14 protein-coding genes are annotated in these 15,564 nt (G+C 69.6%); 8 read left to right on the top strand and 6 right to left on the bottom strand.

What is annotated here, in order from left to right; all coding sequences use genetic code 11:
• Nucleotides 1–20: 20 nt before the first annotated feature.
• The 6 genes from AB0B64_RS03920 to AB0B64_RS03895 all read left to right on the top strand — a co-directional run bounded on the left by AB0B64_RS03920 (nucleotide 21) and on the right by AB0B64_RS03895 (nucleotide 6,581).
• Nucleotides 21–2,528 carry a DNA translocase FtsK gene (locus AB0B64_RS03920; RefSeq protein WP_358174443.1) on the top strand — a complete coding sequence of 836 codons (2,508 nt, stop codon included), beginning with the start codon at nucleotides 21–23 and terminating at the stop codon, nucleotides 2,526–2,528.
• A gap of 78 nt (nucleotides 2,529–2,606) precedes the next feature.
• The gene (locus AB0B64_RS03915; RefSeq protein ID WP_357946934.1) at nucleotides 2,607–3,371 is read left to right on the top strand and encodes a helix-turn-helix domain-containing protein; all 765 of its coding nucleotides are present in this window, start codon (nucleotides 2,607–2,609) and stop codon (nucleotides 3,369–3,371) included.
• A 46-nt stretch (nucleotides 3,372–3,417) separates the two neighbouring features.
• Nucleotides 3,418–4,827 (top strand): 30S ribosomal protein S12 methylthiotransferase RimO, encoded by a 1,410-nt coding sequence (gene rimO / locus AB0B64_RS03910; protein ID WP_357946937.1) that lies wholly within the window; start codon nucleotides 3,418–3,420, stop codon nucleotides 4,825–4,827.
• On the top strand, nucleotides 4,824–5,396 hold the full coding sequence (gene pgsA, locus AB0B64_RS03905; RefSeq protein WP_357946939.1) for a CDP-diacylglycerol--glycerol-3-phosphate 3-phosphatidyltransferase: 573 nt from the start codon (nucleotides 4,824–4,826) through the stop codon (nucleotides 5,394–5,396). Before rimO ends, pgsA begins: the two co-directional genes overlap by 4 nt.
• Nucleotides 5,397–5,398: 2 nt before the next feature.
• A complete protein-coding gene (locus tag AB0B64_RS03900) occupies nucleotides 5,399–5,890 on the top strand; it encodes a CinA family protein (RefSeq protein WP_357946942.1) in 492 nt (163 codons plus the stop codon).
• Between the two features lie 334 nt (nucleotides 5,891–6,224).
• Nucleotides 6,225–6,581, top strand: coding sequence for a helix-turn-helix transcriptional regulator (locus AB0B64_RS03895; RefSeq protein ID WP_357948119.1), 357 nt, complete (start codon nucleotides 6,225–6,227; stop codon nucleotides 6,579–6,581).
• Here the strand turns inward: AB0B64_RS03895 and AB0B64_RS03890 are convergent.
• Entirely contained in the window at nucleotides 6,578–7,357 is a 780-nt protein-coding gene (locus AB0B64_RS03890; protein WP_358174440.1) for a DNA-formamidopyrimidine glycosylase family protein, read from the bottom strand. The two genes, AB0B64_RS03895 and AB0B64_RS03890, sit on opposite strands and share 4 nt — an antisense overlap.
• A gap of 361 nt (nucleotides 7,358–7,718) precedes the next feature.
• Nucleotides 7,719–8,168, bottom strand: coding sequence for an Rrf2 family transcriptional regulator (locus AB0B64_RS03885; protein WP_357946947.1), 450 nt, complete (start codon nucleotides 8,166–8,168; stop codon nucleotides 7,719–7,721).
• Nucleotides 8,169–8,403: 235 nt separating this feature from the next.
• Here AB0B64_RS03885 and AB0B64_RS03880 point away from each other — a divergent pair, with 235 nt between their 5' ends.
• A complete protein-coding gene (locus AB0B64_RS03880; RefSeq protein ID WP_357946949.1) occupies nucleotides 8,404–9,585 on the top strand; it encodes an ROK family transcriptional regulator in 1,182 nt (393 codons plus the stop codon).
• Here the strand turns inward: AB0B64_RS03880 and AB0B64_RS03875 are convergent.
• The 4 genes from AB0B64_RS03875 to AB0B64_RS03860 all read right to left on the bottom strand — a co-directional run bounded on the left by AB0B64_RS03875 (nucleotide 9,575) and on the right by AB0B64_RS03860 (nucleotide 14,275).
• Nucleotides 9,575–11,014 carry a glycoside hydrolase family 3 protein gene (locus AB0B64_RS03875; RefSeq protein WP_358174437.1) on the bottom strand — a complete coding sequence of 480 codons (1,440 nt, stop codon included), beginning with the start codon at nucleotides 11,012–11,014 and terminating at the stop codon, nucleotides 9,575–9,577. The two genes, AB0B64_RS03880 and AB0B64_RS03875, sit on opposite strands and share 11 nt — an antisense overlap.
• Before the next feature lie 69 nt (nucleotides 11,015–11,083).
• Nucleotides 11,084–11,935, bottom strand: coding sequence for a carbohydrate ABC transporter permease (locus AB0B64_RS03870; RefSeq protein WP_357946955.1), 852 nt, complete (start codon nucleotides 11,933–11,935; stop codon nucleotides 11,084–11,086).
• A complete protein-coding gene (locus tag AB0B64_RS03865) occupies nucleotides 11,932–12,939 on the bottom strand; it encodes a sugar ABC transporter permease (protein ID WP_357946958.1) in 1,008 nt (335 codons plus the stop codon). Before AB0B64_RS03865 ends, AB0B64_RS03870 begins: the two co-directional genes overlap by 4 nt.
• A 4-nt stretch (nucleotides 12,940–12,943) precedes the next feature.
• The gene (locus AB0B64_RS03860; protein ID WP_357946961.1) at nucleotides 12,944–14,275 is read right to left on the bottom strand and encodes an extracellular solute-binding protein; all 1,332 of its coding nucleotides are present in this window, start codon (nucleotides 14,273–14,275) and stop codon (nucleotides 12,944–12,946) included.
• Nucleotides 14,276–14,413: 138 nt separating this feature from the next.
• Here AB0B64_RS03860 and AB0B64_RS03855 point away from each other — a divergent pair, with 138 nt between their 5' ends.
• Nucleotides 14,414–15,559, top strand: coding sequence for an ROK family transcriptional regulator (locus AB0B64_RS03855; protein WP_358174434.1), 1,146 nt, complete (start codon nucleotides 14,414–14,416; stop codon nucleotides 15,557–15,559).
• Nucleotides 15,560–15,564 lie beyond the last annotated feature (5 nt).

Here is a 15,564-nt window from a genome sequence, read left to right as displayed (position 1 = left end):
TCCGTCGTACCTTTGGCATCATGGCCACCCGTACGCCGAAAAGCGCATCGAAGGGGCCGGCGAAGCGGTCGACCTCCGCCCGCTCGACCCCCGCCAAGCGCGCAACCAGCTCGACCGGGCGGCCGAGGGCGAAGGGGGCCGGGTCGGCCCGCAAGCCGGGCATGACCCACCATGACCCGATCACGTGGGTCTTCACGATGATCGGCAAGCTGATCGTCGGGCTCTGGATGCTGCTCGCCAACGGCATCGGCAGCACCGCCCGGGCGCTCGGCAAGAACGCGCGCGACCTCGATCCGGCGCACCGGCGCGACGGGGTGGGCCTGTCCGTGCTCGCCGGCGCCATCGTGCTGGCCGCGATGACCTGGCGCCAGGCCGACAGCACGGTCTCCGGCGTGGTCAACGTCACCGTGCACAGTGTGTTCGGGTCGCTGGCGTGGGCGCTGCCGCTGCTGCTCGGCCTGCTCGCCTGGCGCTACCTGCGCCACCCCGACCAGAACGCCGACACCGGCCGCATGGTGATCGGGTGGAGCGCGCTGCTGGTCGGCGTGCTCGGCGTCATCCACGTCGCCAACGACACGCCCTACCCCGCCGGCACCGCCAACGACGGCATGGAGCGGGTGTCGCAGGCGGGCGGCATCATCGGGTTCATCGTGTCGGCGCCGCCGATGAGCATCCTGCCCGCCTGGATCACGATTCCGCTGCTGCTGATCCTGTCGGGCTTCGGCGTGCTGGTCATCACGGCCACTCCCGTCCACCGCGTTCCGGAGCGGCTGGCCGAGCTCACGCACCTGCTGTTCGAACGGCACGCGCTCGCCGAGCAGGCCACGCCCGTCAAGAAGCGGCCCAGGGCCAAGAAGGGCGAGACGGGCGAGAAGGCCGATCTGGTCAAGCCGTACGACACGCCGGTGCTCTCTGAGCAGGACAAGCGCGCCGAGCACTCGCCGGAGATCGTGCCGGGGCTGACGGACGAGGAGGAGCCGCCCCCAGCGCCGGTCAGGAAGACCGAGCCGCCGGAGCCCACTCCCGCGCCCCGCAAGGTCGAGCAGTTGGTGCTCTCGCCCCAGGCCGGGCCGTACAGCCTGCCTGATCTGCAGTTCCTCAAGCCGGGCAGCGCGCCCAAGCCGCAGACCAAGGCCAACACCGTCGTCGTCAACGCGCTGACCAGCGTCCTTGAGCAGTTCGTCATCGACGCGCAGGTGATCGGGTTCACCCGCGGCCCGACCGTGACCCGCTACGAAATCGAGCTGGGCCCCGCGGTCAAGGTGGAGAAGGTCACGGCGCTCACCAAGAACATCGCGTACGCCGTTAAATCGGCGGATGTCCGGATCTTGTCGCCGATTCCGGGTAAGTCGGCGATCGGGGTGGAGATCCCGAACGCGGACAAGGACCTGGTCTCCCTGGGTGACGTGCTGAAGTCCCAGGTGGCGCAGAGCGACCACCACCCGATGATCGTGGGACTGGGCAAGGACGTCGAGGGCCGCACGATCGTGGCGAACCTCGCCAAGATGCCCCACCTGCTCATCGCGGGCGCCACCGGCGCCGGCAAGTCGGTCTGCGTCAACGGCCTGATCACCTCCATCCTGATGCGTGCCACGCCCGACGAGGTACGCATGGTGCTCGTCGACCCCAAACGGGTGGAGCTGTCGGTCTACGAGGGCATCCCTCACCTGATCACGCCCATCATCACCAACCCGAAGAAGGCCGCGGAGGCCCTCGAATGGGTGGTGGGGGAGATGGACCGTCGCTACGACGACCTGGCCGCCAGCGGGTTCCGGCACGTCGACGAGTTCAACAAGGCCGTGCGGGCCGGCAAGCTGCAGCCGCCGCCGGGCAGTGAGCGGGTCTACCAGCCCTACCCGTACCTCCTGGTGATCGTCGACGAGCTGGCCGACCTGATGATGGTCGCCCCGCGTGACGTCGAGGACTCCATCGTGCGCATCACGCAGCTCGCCCGCGCGGCCGGCATCCACCTGGTCATCGCCACGCAGCGGCCCTCCGTCGACGTGGTCACCGGCCTGATCAAGGCGAACGTGCCCTCGCGGCTGGCCTTCGCCGTGTCGAGCCTCACCGACTCGCGGGTCATCCTCGACCAGCCGGGCGCCGACAAGCTGGTCGGCCAGGGTGACGCGCTGTTCCTGCCGATGGGCGCCAGCAAGCCCATCCGCATCCAGAACGCGTTCGTCTCGGAGAAGGAGATCGCCGAGATCGTCACGCACTGCAAGACGCAGATGCAGGCCGAATACCGCGACGACGTCGCCGCGGCGCCGGTCAAACGGGAGATCGACGGCGACATCGGCGACGACCTCGACCTGCTCGTCCAGGCGGCCGAGCTGATCGTGACCACGCAGTTCGGCTCGACCTCGATGCTGCAGCGCAAGCTCCGCGTCGGCTTCGCCAAGGCGGGCCGGCTCATGGACCTGCTGGAGAGCCGCAACGTGGTCGGCCCCAGCGAGGGTTCCAAGGCTCGCGAAGTGATCGTGAAGCCCGATGATCTGCCCGGTTTGCTAGCTGACTTGCGTGGCGAATGACCCCAATGCACGTTCGCCCCACGACTACTGATTGAATGTGAATCATTACAGAACGTCGTGGGACGGAAGGCGCTAGCCATGCCGGAACAGAGCACAGGGGCCATGCTGGCCGCGGCCCGGCGGTCAGCCGGGCTGACGGTCGCGCAACTGAGCGAGACCACCCGCATTCGTGAGGCGATCATCTACGCGATCGAGCGCGACGACTTCTCGCAGTGCGGTGGTGATTTCTATGCGAGGGGACATGTCAGGGCCGTAGCCAAGGCCGTCGGGCTCGATCCCGTGGCGACCGTCCACCTCTATGACGAAGAACACAGCGGGGCGGTCACGCCCATCCGGGCCGCCGCCGTCTTCCAGGCCGAACGCAAGATCAGGATCAACGAGCGGCGCGGTCTCAACTGGACGATGGCGCTGGGCGTGGCCCTGGCCATCACCATGGTCTTCGGGGCGGTCAGGGTGCTCGGCGGCGGCACGTCGGACGAGATGCGCACCGCCGACTCCCACCTCATCCCGCCGAACGTCCCGATCAACGAGCACGCGCCCAAACCGTCGCACGCCAAGGGGAAGGCGTCCAACGCGGCCGCCAAGGACGTCGTCGTCGTCAAGGTCAAGGCCAAGAGCCCGTCCTACCTGAACGTCAGCGACGCCAAGGGACGCAAGCTGTTCTCGGGGACGTTGAAGGCGGGCAAGAGCAAGACCTACCGGTCCGACATCGAGGTCCATCTTCTGATCGGTGACGCGGGCGCCGTGTCGCTGCAGGTCGACGGCAAGGATCTGGGTCATCCGGGGGCCAGCGGGGAGATGGTGACGCGCTCGTTCAAGCCTTCCAAAGCACAACCTAGGTAGCCCGTGCGCCCGGTGGTGGCCAACTGCCGATACCGTAGTGTTCACCATGTCATCCCGCCGAACCGCATCGCTGATCACTCTGGGCTGCGCGCGCAACGAGGTCGACTCCGAGGAGCTGGCCGCGCGACTTGAGGCTGCCGGCTGGCAGCTGGGCGACGACGACCCCGATGTCGTCGTCGTCAACACGTGTGGCTTCATCGACTCGGCGAAGAAGGACTCCATCGACACGCTGCTGGCCGCGGCCGACTCCGGGGCCAAGGTGGTCGCCGCGGGCTGCATGGCCGAGCGCTACGGCAACGAGCTCGCCGACGCTCTGCCCGAGGCCAGCGCGGTCATCTCCTTCGACGACTACACCGAGATCGGCGGCCGACTCGACGACGTGCTCGCCGGTAGGCCGCTCAAGCCGCACACGCCAAGAGACCGCCGCACCCTGCTACCCATCTCGCCCGTGGACCGTGCCAGCGCGGGCAAGACCGCCATCCCCGGCCACGGCGACCTGCCCGACGGGCTGGCGCCCGCCAGCGGGCCGCGCGTGCTGCGCAAACGGCTCGACGAGAGCCCCGTGGCCTCGCTCAAGCTGGCCTCCGGCTGCGACCGGCGCTGCACGTTCTGCGCCATCCCGGCCTTCCGCGGCGCCTACGTCTCCCGCGACCCCGAGGAGCTCCTGGCCGAGGCCGACTGGCTGGGCCACCGGGGCGTCCGTGAGCTCGTCCTCGTCAGTGAGAACTCGACGTCCTACGGCAAGGACCTGGGCGACCTGAGGGCGCTGGAGAAGCTGCTGCCGCGGCTGGCGGCGGTCGAGGGCATCCAGCGGGTGCGGGCCAGCTACCTGCAACCGGCCGAGCTGCGGCCGGGGCTCATCGACGTGCTCGCCGGCACCGAGGGCATCGCCCCCTACTTCGACCTGTCCTTCCAGCACGCCAGTGGCACCGTCCTGCGCCGGATGCGTCGTTTCGGCGACCCTGAGCGCTTCCTGGGACTGCTGGACAGCATCCGTGAGGGCGCGCCCGAGGCGGGTGTGCGCTCCAACTTCATCGTCGGCTTCCCCGGTGAGACCGAGGAGGAGTTCGGCGAGCTGGTCGGGTTCCTGGAGCAGGCCAGGCTCGACGTGATCGGCGTGTTCGGCTACTCCGACGAGGACGGCACCGAGGCGGCCGGCTTCGCCGGCAAGCTCGACCAGGACGTCATCGACGAGCGTGTGCGCGTCCTGACCGAGCTCGCCGAGGAGCTGACCGCGCAGCGCGCGGAGGAGCGCATCGGTACGGAGGTCGACGTGCTCATCGACGACGACCTGGGCGACGGCGGCTATGAGGGACGGGCCGCCCACCAAGGTCCCGAGGTCGACGGGTCCGTCACGGTCCAGGGCATCGGCCTGGTCCGCGGTCAGATCGTGCGCGCGGTGGTGGTCGACGCCGAGGGGGTTGACCTGATCGCGCGCATCAAGGCCGGTCCATGACCAAGGACGAGCGCCGCGTGGTGAGCCCGTGGAACATCGCCAACGTCCTCACGGTCCTCCGGTTGGTGCTCGTCCCCTTCTTCGTCGTCTGTCTCTTCCTGCCGGGCATGGGCTGGCGCCTGGGTGCGCTGGCGGTGTTCGGCGTGGCCTCGTTCACCGACCATCTGGACGGCGAGCTGGCCAGGCGCTACGGGCTGATCACCGATTTCGGGAAGATCGCCGACCCGATCGCCGACAAGGCGCTGACCGGCGCGGCCCTGGTGTCCCTGTCGATCCTCGGCGAGCTGCCGTGGTGGGTGACGGTCACCGTCCTGGGCCGCGAGCTGGGCATCACCGCCCTGCGGTTCGTGTTGCTCAGGCACGCGGTCATCCCGGCCAGCTATGGCGGCAAGGTCAAGACCGTGCTGCAGATCACGGCCATCGTCCTCTACATCCTGCCCCACGTGCCCGACACGATCCGCTGGGTGGTGATGGGCGCGGCCGTGGTCGTCACGGTGGCCACGGGCGTCGACTACGTGGTGCGCGCGATCAAGCTACGGCAGGTGGCCAGACGGGCCCGCGGGGAGTGATCATGGTTGGTGCCGCGGAGGTTCTCACCCTGCTCGTACGCCGGGCCGCCACGCTCGCCGTGGCCGAATCGCTGACCGGCGGGCTCATCGGGGCGACGTTCACCTCGGTCTCGGGGTCCTCCAAGTCGTTCAGGGGCGGGGTCATCTCCTACGCCACCGATCTGAAGCACCGGCTCCTGGAGGTGCCGGACGAGCTGTTGCGCCGGGAAGGGGCCGTGCACCCGGAGGTGGCGGCGGCGATGGCGACGGGGGTCGCCCGGCTGTGCGAGGCGACATACGGCCTGGCGGTGACCGGTGTGGCGGGGCCGGAGCCACAGGACGGAAAGCCCGTCGGCACCGTGCATGTGGCCGTCAGCGGACCCGGCGATCAGATTTGGCAGAGACAGTTGAGGCTTGAGGGGTCTCGCGAACGTATCAGGGTAGAGACGGTGGACGAGGCTATCGATCTACTGGCAAGTGTGCTGAAGGGGAACAATGGGGAACATACCGGGTGATTACCGTGTTACGTCCCCAGCGAACATCCGAGGCACGGTCTCACACGGTGTCGGTCGATACGGGTACGGTGGAGCTGTGAGTGAGGTCCGTGAGCCATCTGCAAGCACCGAGCGCCCGGCAGGCGGGCCTAACGAGTCACGTAACGAACCTTCACGTAATGAGCTGTCACGCACTGAGCCATTGCGCAATGAAGGAAGCGCGGCGGGGCAGGGACGGAGACGTCCGATGATGACGGCGAGGAGCATGTACGAGCCGAAGAAAAAGACCGGACGCCACGATCCGACCGCGCGGGGCGTGGTGGTGAAGCCATCCACGCCGGGGAGGGAGCGACAGATGATTCTGCTGCGTCAGCTGCTCGGCGACGTGCTGAGGCGATTGAGGGTGCGCCAGGGCCGCACTCTTCGTGAGGTGTCCACGCTGGCGCGTGTCTCGCTTGGCTACCTGTCCGAGGTTGAGCGCGGTCAGAAGGAGGCGTCATCGGAGCTGCTGGCGTCGATCTGTGGCGCCCTCGGGGTGCCGCTGTCGCAGGTGTTGCGTGAGGTGTCCGACCAGTTCGCGCTGGCGGAGCTCCAGGCCACCCCTGTGCTCGCCGACGCGCCGGAGCACGAGCGCATCCCCCTTCCCGAGACGGTGCCCGGGTCGATCACCGACTCCGTGTTTCCCGAAGTCAAGGACATGGTGGCCGCCTAACGCGGTTGGCAGTCACCACACCACAGGATGAGGCGTTCCTGTGGCTGTGCGCCCATCTCGCCGCGACTGATGCGCGTTCCGCATCGGCGGCAAGGTCGGCCTGCCCTGCCGTAAACCCACGTCTGGCCGGCCGGTCTGCGGTCGCCCGTGGTCACTGTGGCGGCGTGTGTCCTGTTCGCCGCCAGGAGCCGCTGGGCGAGCGTCACGAGCGCGTCCAGGTCCTCGATGTCGCCGACCTTCCGCCACGGCCAGACGCCGCGCAGGAAGAGTGTCTCGGCGCGATAGATGGTGCCGATTCCCGCGAGATTGCGCTGATCGAGCAGCGCCTCCCCGATCGTCCGTTCCGGCGCCTCGCGCAGACGGCGCACGGCCTCGGCCGGATCCCAGTCGTCGCCGAGCAGATCGGGCCCCAGGTGCCCGACGACGCGGTGCTCGTCGGCGGTCTTCAGCAGGTCCACCACCCCCAGCCGCACGCCCACGGCCTGCCACTGCTCGTTGGCCAGCACCAGCCGGACCTGATCGCCGGGGGCCGTGCGACGGCCCGCGGGCAGCACGCGCCAGCTGCCGTCCATGCGCAGGTGCGTGTGTACGGTCAGGCCGCCCTCGACGCGGGTCAGCAGGTGCTTGCCGCGTGAGAGGTTCTCCAGGACCGTCCGGCCGCTGAGATCGGCCGTGGCGTGCCGGGGGACGCGGAAGTCCGAACGGGTCAGGACCCGGCCGTCGAGCGCGCCGCGCAGCCGCGCGGCCGTACGGTAGACGGCATCTCCTTCGGGCATGCCCCCAGTCTAGAAACCCGGCCGGACCGGCAGGCGCCCCCTTCTGAAGGCGGCGTCCCGGCTGAGCCGCCGGGTAGGGTAACTCCCCGGGCGGCGAGCTGGCCGAGTTGTGTGGAGTCATTCCCAGGGCGGCGAATCGGCCCGGCGGGTGGGGTCAGTAGTGGACGGCGAGTCGGCCGCGTCGTGCGGAGAGATTCCCAGGGCGCCGGGCGGGTCCGGCGAGTGGGTCAGCAGCGGACAGCGAGTTGACCGCGTCGTGGGGAGAAAGCCCAGGGCGGTCACGGGGAGTGACTCCGAGGGTGCCGGTCGGGCCCGGTGAGTGGGTCAGTCGCAGGCGGCGAGCTGGCCGCGTCGTGCGAGATCAGTCCCAGGCGGCGGGGTCGGCGGCGAGTTGGCGGACGCGGTCGGGGAGGGCGCCGCTGGCCACCTGGTCCAGCGTGACCTCCTCCAGGATGGCGCGTTCGGTCGCCCGCAGTGCGATCCAGACTTGCTGCAGCGACTCCGCCGGCCCTCGGTAGCCCACGTGCTCGGGACGCTCACCACGTACGTTGGCAAGTGGCCCGTCGACCGCCCTGATGACGTCGGCGAGAGAGATGTCCGCGGCGGCCCGGGCCAGGACGTAGCCGCCTTCCGGACCCCGCTGGCCACGGACCAGTCCGGCACGCCGCATCTGCAGCAGGATGTTTTCCAGGTATTTGGGGGGCATGTCCTGTTCTTTGGCGAGCTCGCCCACGGTGGTCGGCCCGGCGCCGGCCGCGGCGAGTTCGGCGGCAGCACGGAGGGCGTAGTCGACACGAGCGGAAAGGCGCATGTTGTCGATTATCCCTCCTGGTCAACACTGGTTATGCGCAACGTCGCCAGAATGGGCGGCCCATCCGGACGTGGCAGGCGCGGTGCCTGCACGGACACCGCGATCAGTGGGCTGCCGAGGCGGCGCAGGACAGAGGGGATGATCGTGAGACATCCTCGTGTTCACCTGCGGTGATAAGCAAGGTCCAGGGCGCTAAACTTCCAACAACCTTTTCGATTTGACGGTGGGATTCAGCGTGGAGCGACGCCCTGGTGTGCCCAGACTGCTCAGGGAGATCAACGACCGGGCCGCACTGGAGTTGTTGCTGGCCACGGGGCCGATGACGCGGGGGCAGATCGGCGATCGGACCGGGTTGTCCAAGGTCACCGCCTCGCAGACGCTGTCCCGGCTGGAGGAGCGCGGGCTGGTCGAGGTCGTCGGCACGCAGGCCGGCGGGCGCGGCCCCAACGCGGCGCTCTACTCCGTCATCCCCTCCAGCGCCTACGTGGCCGGGCTCGAGGTGGGGCCCGAGCTGATCTCCGCGGCCGTCGCCGACATCCACGGCCGGACGATCGCCGAGGTCTCCGTCGATCCCGCCGACCTCGACGACCCGGTCTCGGTGGTGCACGGCGCGATCATGAAGGCCTGCCGCAGCGCCAAGATCAGCATCGGCCGGCTGCGCGGCGTGGTCATCGGCACTCCCGGCGTGGTCGATCCGCGCAGCGGCGACGTGCGCTTCTCCTTCGACCTGCCCGGCTGGCACGAGGGCATCCACGAGGCGCTCGCCGGTGACCTCAAACGCGAGGTGACGATCGAGAACGACGTCAACCTGGCCGCGATCGCCGAGCGCGCCGACGGCGCCGCCCAGGGGCTCGACGACTTCGTGCTGCTCTGGTCCGCCCGTGGCCTCGGTCTCGCGGTGATGCTCGGCGGCAAGCTGCACCGGGGGCGTTCGGGCAGCGCGGGCGAGATCGGCTACCTGCCGGTGCCCGGCGTACCCCTGCCCGAGGACATCCGCACCGAGCCGGGCCGCCTGCCCTCGCTAGCGGGCGGCCTGCAGTCGCTCGTCAGCGCCGAGGCCGTGGGCGAACTCGCGGAGGGCTACGGGTTCACGGCCGAGAGCGCCGGGGAGTGCGTGAAGGTCGCCATGGCGGCCGGAGCCGGGGGCGAGCCCTTTCTCGATGAGATCGCGCACCGGCTCGCGCTCGGCGTGGCCTCGGTCTGCGTGATCCTCGATCCGGGCCTGGTCGTGCTGGCGGGCGAGGTGGGCCAGGCCGGTGGCAGCGCGCTCACCGCCCGGGTGGAGGAGGCCGTGGCGCGCATCTGCCCCGTACGCCCCCAGGTCGTCACCACCACGGTCACCGACAAGAACCCGGTGCTGCGTGGCGCTGTCCTCGCGGCCCTGGACCAGGCCCGCGAGGCACTCCTCAAACCGTGAGCAGTTCCACGGCGGCCTGGGCGTTCGCGCGGGCCGCGCCGTACGTCGCGATGTAGGCCGCGCTGTCCGGCCGCCAGATCGGCAGTCCCATCTCGATCACCGTCGCGTCGGGCCGGGCCGCCACCAGGGCGGAGACCAGCTCGCGGCTGGCCTCGTTGCGGTGCGCGTCCTTGATCACCAGGACCAGCGACCGGTGCGTGGCCTTCGCCAGCAGCACCGGCACGTCCGCGTCGGCCGGCTTCACCCGGATGATCTCGGCCTGGGGCAGCCATGGCCCCACGCCCCAGGGCACGTCGCCGACGGCGATCGTCGGCGGCGTGTCCACCTCGATGACCAGCGGCTCGACCAGCGGCCCCGTCACGCCCGTGAGCCGCACCGCGCGCCTGGCGGCGTGCAGGCCGACCCCGTTCTGCTCGACCGTGGGCGAACCGGGCGAGCCGAACCACTCGCGCAGCGCCGCCAGCCTGGCCGCGGCCTCCTCCAGCCGAGCCGCGGGCAGCCGCCCCTCCTGTACGGCCGTGACGATCTCGTCGACGATGTGCCGTACGTCTTCGTAAGTGGGCAGCGGGCCCAGACAGAGCAGATCGGCCCCCGCGGTCAGCGACAGCACGGCGCCACCGGCCAGGCCGACGCTCTTGGTGATGGCGTGCATGTCCATCGCGTCGCTGATGACCGCGCCGTCGTACCCGAGCTCGCCCCTGAGCAGTTCGGTCAGTGCGGCGGGCGACAGCGTGGCCGGGGTCGGGCCGGTCAGCGCGGGCACCGCCACGTGCGCGGTCATGATCGACTTGGTCCCCGCGCCGATCGCCGCCCGGAACGGCACCAGTTCGCGCTCGCGCAGTACGTTGAGTGTGACGTCCACGACGGGCACGGACACGTGCGAGTCGACCCGGGTGGCGCCGTGGCCGGGGAAGTGTTTGACGCAGGCGGCCACGTTCACCGACTGCAGGCCCTGGACGGCGGCCACCGTGTGCCTGGCCACCAGCTCGGGGTCGTCGCCGAACGACCTGGTGCCGATCACCGGGTTGTCGGCCTCGGTGTTGACGTCGGCGTCGGGCGCCATGTCCAGGTTGATGCCGCAGGCGGCCAGCTCCGAGCCGATCGCCCGGTAGACCCGGTGGGTGAGCTCGGCGTCGTCCACCGCGCCCAGCGCCGCGTTGCCCGGGTACGGGCTGCCGACGTGGTAGGCCAGGCGGGTGACGTCGCCGCCCTCCTCATCCAGGGAGATGACGGGTTCGCCGGCCGCGCGCAGGGACGCGGTCAGCGCCCGCAACCGGTCCGGGGCGGCGACGTTGAAGCCGAAGAGGGTGACACCACCCAGGCCGTTCTCGAGCTCGCGCAGCACCCAGTCGGGCGCCGTGGTGCCCTGGAAGGCGACGAGCAGCGTGCCGGCCGCGAGGCGGCGCAGCCCCCGATCACTCTGACTCATAGCTCCTCATCAATGGAGTTTCAGGCACGGTCGGGGCACGGCTAAGCCGCACGAAGATCCGTGGATCGGTCAGCCCTTGACGGCCCCGGCCACCAGACCGGAGACCATGCGGCGCTGAACCAGCAGGAAGAAGACGACGACCGGGATGGTCATCATCGTGGAGCTGGCCATGATGGCGCCCCAGTCGGTGCCCTTCTGCCCGAAGAAGTACTGCATGGCGACCGGCATCGTGTAGCCCTCCGAGCCGCTCATCAGGACCAGCGCGAAGATCAGCTCGTTCCACGCGGTGATGAACGAGAAGATGCTGGTGGCCACCAGGCCCGGCGCGACCAGGGGGAAGAGCACCTTCCAGAACGTGGCCATCCGCCCCGCGCCGTCGATCCAGGCCGCCTCCTCCAGCGACTTGGGCACGGCGGCGACGAACGTGCGCAGCATCCAGATGCCGAAGGGCAGCGTGAGCCCCACGTTGACGAGGATCAGGCCGGCCAGCTGGTCGTACAGGCCGAGCCGCTTGACGCTCAGGAACAGCGGGATGAGCAGCGCCTCGGAGGGGATCATCTGCACGATCAGCAGCAGGATCAGGAACGTGTTGCGCCCCTTGAACCTGAAGCGGGCCACCGCGGTCGCCGCCAGCAGCGAGAAGACCGCCCCGATGAGCACGGTGCCCCCGGCCACGATGGCGCTGTTGCGCATGTAGAGCCAGATCGAGTGCCCGGCCACGCCCTCGCTCAGCACCCGGTCGACGTGCTCGAAGGTGAAATGGGTGGGGAACGGGATGAAGTCGGTGGTGAAGATCTGGTCGTTGGCCTTGAACGAGGTCGAGGCCATCCAGTACACGGGGAAGATCGCGATCAGGAACACCAGCAGCCCGGCCGCGTTCAGCGCGATCTTGCCGAGTTGTTTGCGCGCGAGCGGGCTCACATCTCCTCCTGCTTGACGAGCTGCCTGACGTACACCGCGGTGACGACCAGCAGGATCGCGGTCAGCACCAGGGCGATCGCCGCGCCGGAGCCCATCTTGGGCGGCGGCCGGAAAGCCTCGGCGTAGGAGTAGATCGACAGGTTGAACGCCTCACGGTTCGATGGGCCGCCCATGAGCACGTACAGCTGGGAGAAGACCTTGAAGTCCCAGATGATCGACAGTACGGTCAGCACCGCGAAGACCGGCTTGAGCAGCGGAAAGGTGATCTTCCTGAACGTCCGCCAGGCCGACGCCCCGTCCACCCGCGCGGCCTCGTACAGCTCGGCCGGGATGCCCTTGAGCCCCGCCAGCACCGACACGGCCACGAACGGGAAGCTCGCCCAGACGACGCAGATGATCAGCACCATGTAGATGGACCACGCGTCGTTGAGCCAGGGCTGGCCGGTCCAGTCGGTCCGGCCGAAGAGCAGGCTCGACAGCCAGTCGGGCAGCAGGTTGAGTGCCCAATTGATGACCCCCGCCTCCGCGTCGAACAGCCACTTCCAGATGACGCCCTGCGCCACCGGCGGCACGGCCCACGCGAACATGATGCCGACCACCACGAACGTGGACATCTTTCTGCCGAGCTTGTTGAGCAGGACGCCCACCGCCGTGCCGACGATCAGCGTCAGCGACACCGCGACGACGGCGAAGACGAGCGTGTTGCGCAGCGAGGACCAGAAGATCTCGTTGTCGAAGATGCGGGTGAAGTTGTCCCAGCCGACCCAGGTGGCGGGCTTCCTGCCGCTGATCTGGACCAGGCCCACCTTCTGGAAGGCGATGACCCCGACCTGGAACAGCGGGTAGAGCAGCAGCGCCCCGATCACCAGCAGGCCGGGGATCAGCAGCACGTACGGCACCGACCAGGTGGGCAGGCCGCTGGCCCGGGCCGGGCGGTGGGAGTTGGGCCGCCGGGGGGTGGAGGACTGGCCGCCACCCCTGGCGAGCGTCGAGGTGTTCGTCATAAGGCTATGAGGCGGCGTTGAGGATGTCTTCGAGCTCCTTGTTGGCCTTGGCCAGCGCGTCGTCGGCCGACGACTTGCCCTCGATCACCGTGCGGGCCGCGTTCTGCAGCACCGCCTTGGTCTCGTTGGCCTCGGTCCAGTGCGGGCTGGCCGGGAAGGCCTTGGCCTTGGCGAAGGCGGCGGCGAACGGCGCCTGGGCCGGGTCGCTGGCCAGCGCGGCCAGGGCGTCCGGGTAGACGGGGAGCAGGCCGCCGTCCTTGGCGTACTTGTCGCCCCACTCCTTGCCGGAGGCCAGCTTCACGAACTCCTTGGCCGCGTCCTTCTCCTTGGCGCCACCCCACACGGCGATGTCGTTGCCGCCGAGGAAGGACTGCGCCTCGCCGCCGTCCTTGGACGGGAGCGGGAAGAAGGCCAGCTTGTCGCCCTTGAGCTTGCCCTTGCTGTCCTCGTCGATGCCCGGCAGGTCCCACGACGCGGTGAGGTACATGCCGACCTTGTTGTTGGCGAAGCGGGTGCGGATGTCGGTGGTGTTCTGGGTGAGCCGCGACTTGCTGGACAGGCCGTCGGTGACCAGGCCGGTGTACTGGGCGAAGCCGGACTTGAAGGCGGGGTCGGTCAGCTTGCCGACCCACTTGTCGCCCTCCTTGACGGCGTAGTCGCCGCCGGCGGTCCAGGCGAGGGCGCCCAGCAGGTGGTTGGCGTCGGAGCCGCCGTTGAAGGCGAACCCGTCGACGTCCTTGCCCTTCTTGGACTGGATCTTCTTGGCCGCGGCGACCAGGTCGTCCCAGGTCTTCGGGACCTCGATCTTGAGCTCCTTGAACCAGTCGGCCCGGTACAGGACCGCCCGGCTGCCGCCGCCCCACGGCACGGCGTACGTCTCGCCGTCGATAGTCTCCAGGCCCATCAGATTCTTCGGGATCTGCGCCTGGTCGCCCGAGGCGACGATGTCGGTGACGGGCTCCAGGGCCTCCTGGCTCTGCCACAGCGGCACCTGGTCGTTGCCGATCTCGGTGACGTCGGGACCGGTGCCACCGGCCGCCGCGGCGGTGAACTTGTCGTTCACCTGCGGCCACGGGATCCACTCGACCTTCACCTTCGCGCCGGTCTGCTGCTCGAAGGCGGCGACCAGTTCGTCGGTGTACTTCTGCGCGGCGGGGTTGCTGTCGCCCAGGCGCCAGAAGGTCAGCTCCTTGCCCGCGTACTTGGGGCCGGACGCGGGGGCGGAGGCCGCCGCGCTCGGCGAAGCCGCGGGCGTCCCGCCGGAACCACAGGCGGCCAGGCCCAGGGCCAGAGCGGCCGTGGTGACCGTAGTGGCGGTGATCTGCGCGATCCTCACAGGGTTCTCCCTTCCCGGGTGCTCGCTTGCGGTCCGCACCAGGCTGATCTGCATGTCCGAACGACTGCTGCTAAACTAACAAGAAACTTTCTTAAAAAAAACGCCCGTTAGCCATTCGTGACGAGAGGGAGCGCGTCGATGAGCCGAAGCCCGGGGATCCCTCGGCTGCTCCGCCGGTTGAACGACCGCACGGCACTCGAACTCCTCCTGGAGGACGGGCCGCTGACCCGTGCGGAGCTCGGTGAGCGGACCGGCTTGTCCAAGGTGACCGCAGGTCAGCTGCTTGCCCGGCTGGAGGAGCGGGGGCTCGTCCGGGTGGCGGGGGAGCGGGCGGGAGGCAGGGGTCCGCACGCGGCCCTGTACGCGGTGAACCCGTCCAGCGCGTACGTCGCCGGGCTCGAAGTGCTGCCCGACAGCCTCACCGTTGGTGTGGCGGACATCACAGGGCAGATCGTGGTCGAGGTCACCGTCAACCCGGCGGACGGGGATCCGGTCAAGGCCGTGCACTCCGCCGTCCAGCGGGCCTGCGCCTCGGCCCGCGTCAGCCTGTCACAGCTGCGCGCCTTCGTGATCGGCACCAGGGGCGTGGTCGATCCGGGCAGCGGCGACGTGCGCTTCTCCTGCGACCTGCCGGCCTGGCACGTCGGCGTGCTGGCCAGCCTGCGCCAGACGCTGGGCGTTCCGGTGATCATCGAGAACGACGTGAACCTGGTCGCGCTGGCCGAGCACCGCTACGGCGCCGCCGCCGGACACGACGACTTCGTGGTCATCTGGGCGGGTGTCGGCCAAGGGCTGGGCGTCATGCTCGGCGGGCGGCTGCACCGGGGCATCACCGGGACGGCGGGTGAGATCGGCTGGCTGCCCGTGCCGGGCGAACCGCTGCCCCTCGATGTGACGCAGCCGACCTCGGGCTCCTTCCAGCGGCTGGTCGGGCACGACGCGCTGAGCGGGCTCGCCACCACGCACGGCGTGCTCGGCACCACGGTCCCCGACCAGGTACGCAACGGCTGCGACAGGTACCTGGACGAGGTGGCGGCGCGCCTGGCGGTGGGGGCCGCGGCCGTGACGGTCGTCCTCGACCCCGGCCTGATCGTGCTCAGCGGCGACGTCGGCCGGGCGGGCGGCGAACGTCTGGCCGCCAAGGTCGAGGAGGCCGTCGCCCGGTTCTGCCCGACCCGGCCCAAGGTCGTCACGACCGGGGTGGCGGGCAATCCGGTGCTGCGCGGCGCCCTGGTCGCGGCCTTGGCGCAGGCCCGAGATCAGGTTTTCTCCGACACTGTGTGAGAATT

Origin of the sequence: Nonomuraea sp. NPDC049129 (assembly GCF_040648495.1) — a bacterium.
Taxonomy (GTDB): domain Bacteria; phylum Actinomycetota; class Actinomycetes; order Streptosporangiales; family Streptosporangiaceae; genus Nonomuraea.
This window is presented reverse-complemented; position numbering and strand designations above follow the sequence as displayed.

Excerpts from the sequence above, each read along its gene's own strand:
- pgsA (WP_357946939.1), top strand. The coding sequence starts at position 4,824 with ATGACCAAGGACGAGCGCCGCGTGGTGAGCCCGTGGAACATCGCCAAC.
- AB0B64_RS03885 (WP_357946947.1), bottom strand. The coding sequence starts at position 8,168 with ATGCGCCTTTCCGCTCGTGTCGACTACGCCCTCCGTGCTGCCGCCGAA.
- AB0B64_RS03875 (WP_358174437.1), bottom strand. The coding sequence starts at position 11,014 with ATGAGTCAGAGTGATCGGGGGCTGCGCCGCCTCGCGGCCGGCACGCTG.
- AB0B64_RS03855 (WP_358174434.1), top strand. The coding sequence starts at position 14,414 with ATGAGCCGAAGCCCGGGGATCCCTCGGCTGCTCCGCCGGTTGAACGAC.
- rimO (WP_357946937.1), top strand. The coding sequence starts at position 3,418 with ATGTCATCCCGCCGAACCGCATCGCTGATCACTCTGGGCTGCGCGCGC.
- AB0B64_RS03920 (WP_358174443.1), top strand. The coding sequence starts at position 21 with ATGGCCACCCGTACGCCGAAAAGCGCATCGAAGGGGCCGGCGAAGCGG.
- AB0B64_RS03915 (WP_357946934.1), top strand. The coding sequence starts at position 2,607 with ATGCCGGAACAGAGCACAGGGGCCATGCTGGCCGCGGCCCGGCGGTCA.
- AB0B64_RS03900 (WP_357946942.1), top strand. The coding sequence starts at position 5,399 with ATGGTTGGTGCCGCGGAGGTTCTCACCCTGCTCGTACGCCGGGCCGCC.
- AB0B64_RS03890 (WP_358174440.1), bottom strand. The coding sequence starts at position 7,357 with ATGCCCGAAGGAGATGCCGTCTACCGTACGGCCGCGCGGCTGCGCGGC.
- AB0B64_RS03895 (WP_357948119.1), top strand. The coding sequence starts at position 6,225 with ATGATTCTGCTGCGTCAGCTGCTCGGCGACGTGCTGAGGCGATTGAGG.
- AB0B64_RS03865 (WP_357946958.1), bottom strand. The coding sequence starts at position 12,939 with ATGACGAACACCTCGACGCTCGCCAGGGGTGGCGGCCAGTCCTCCACC.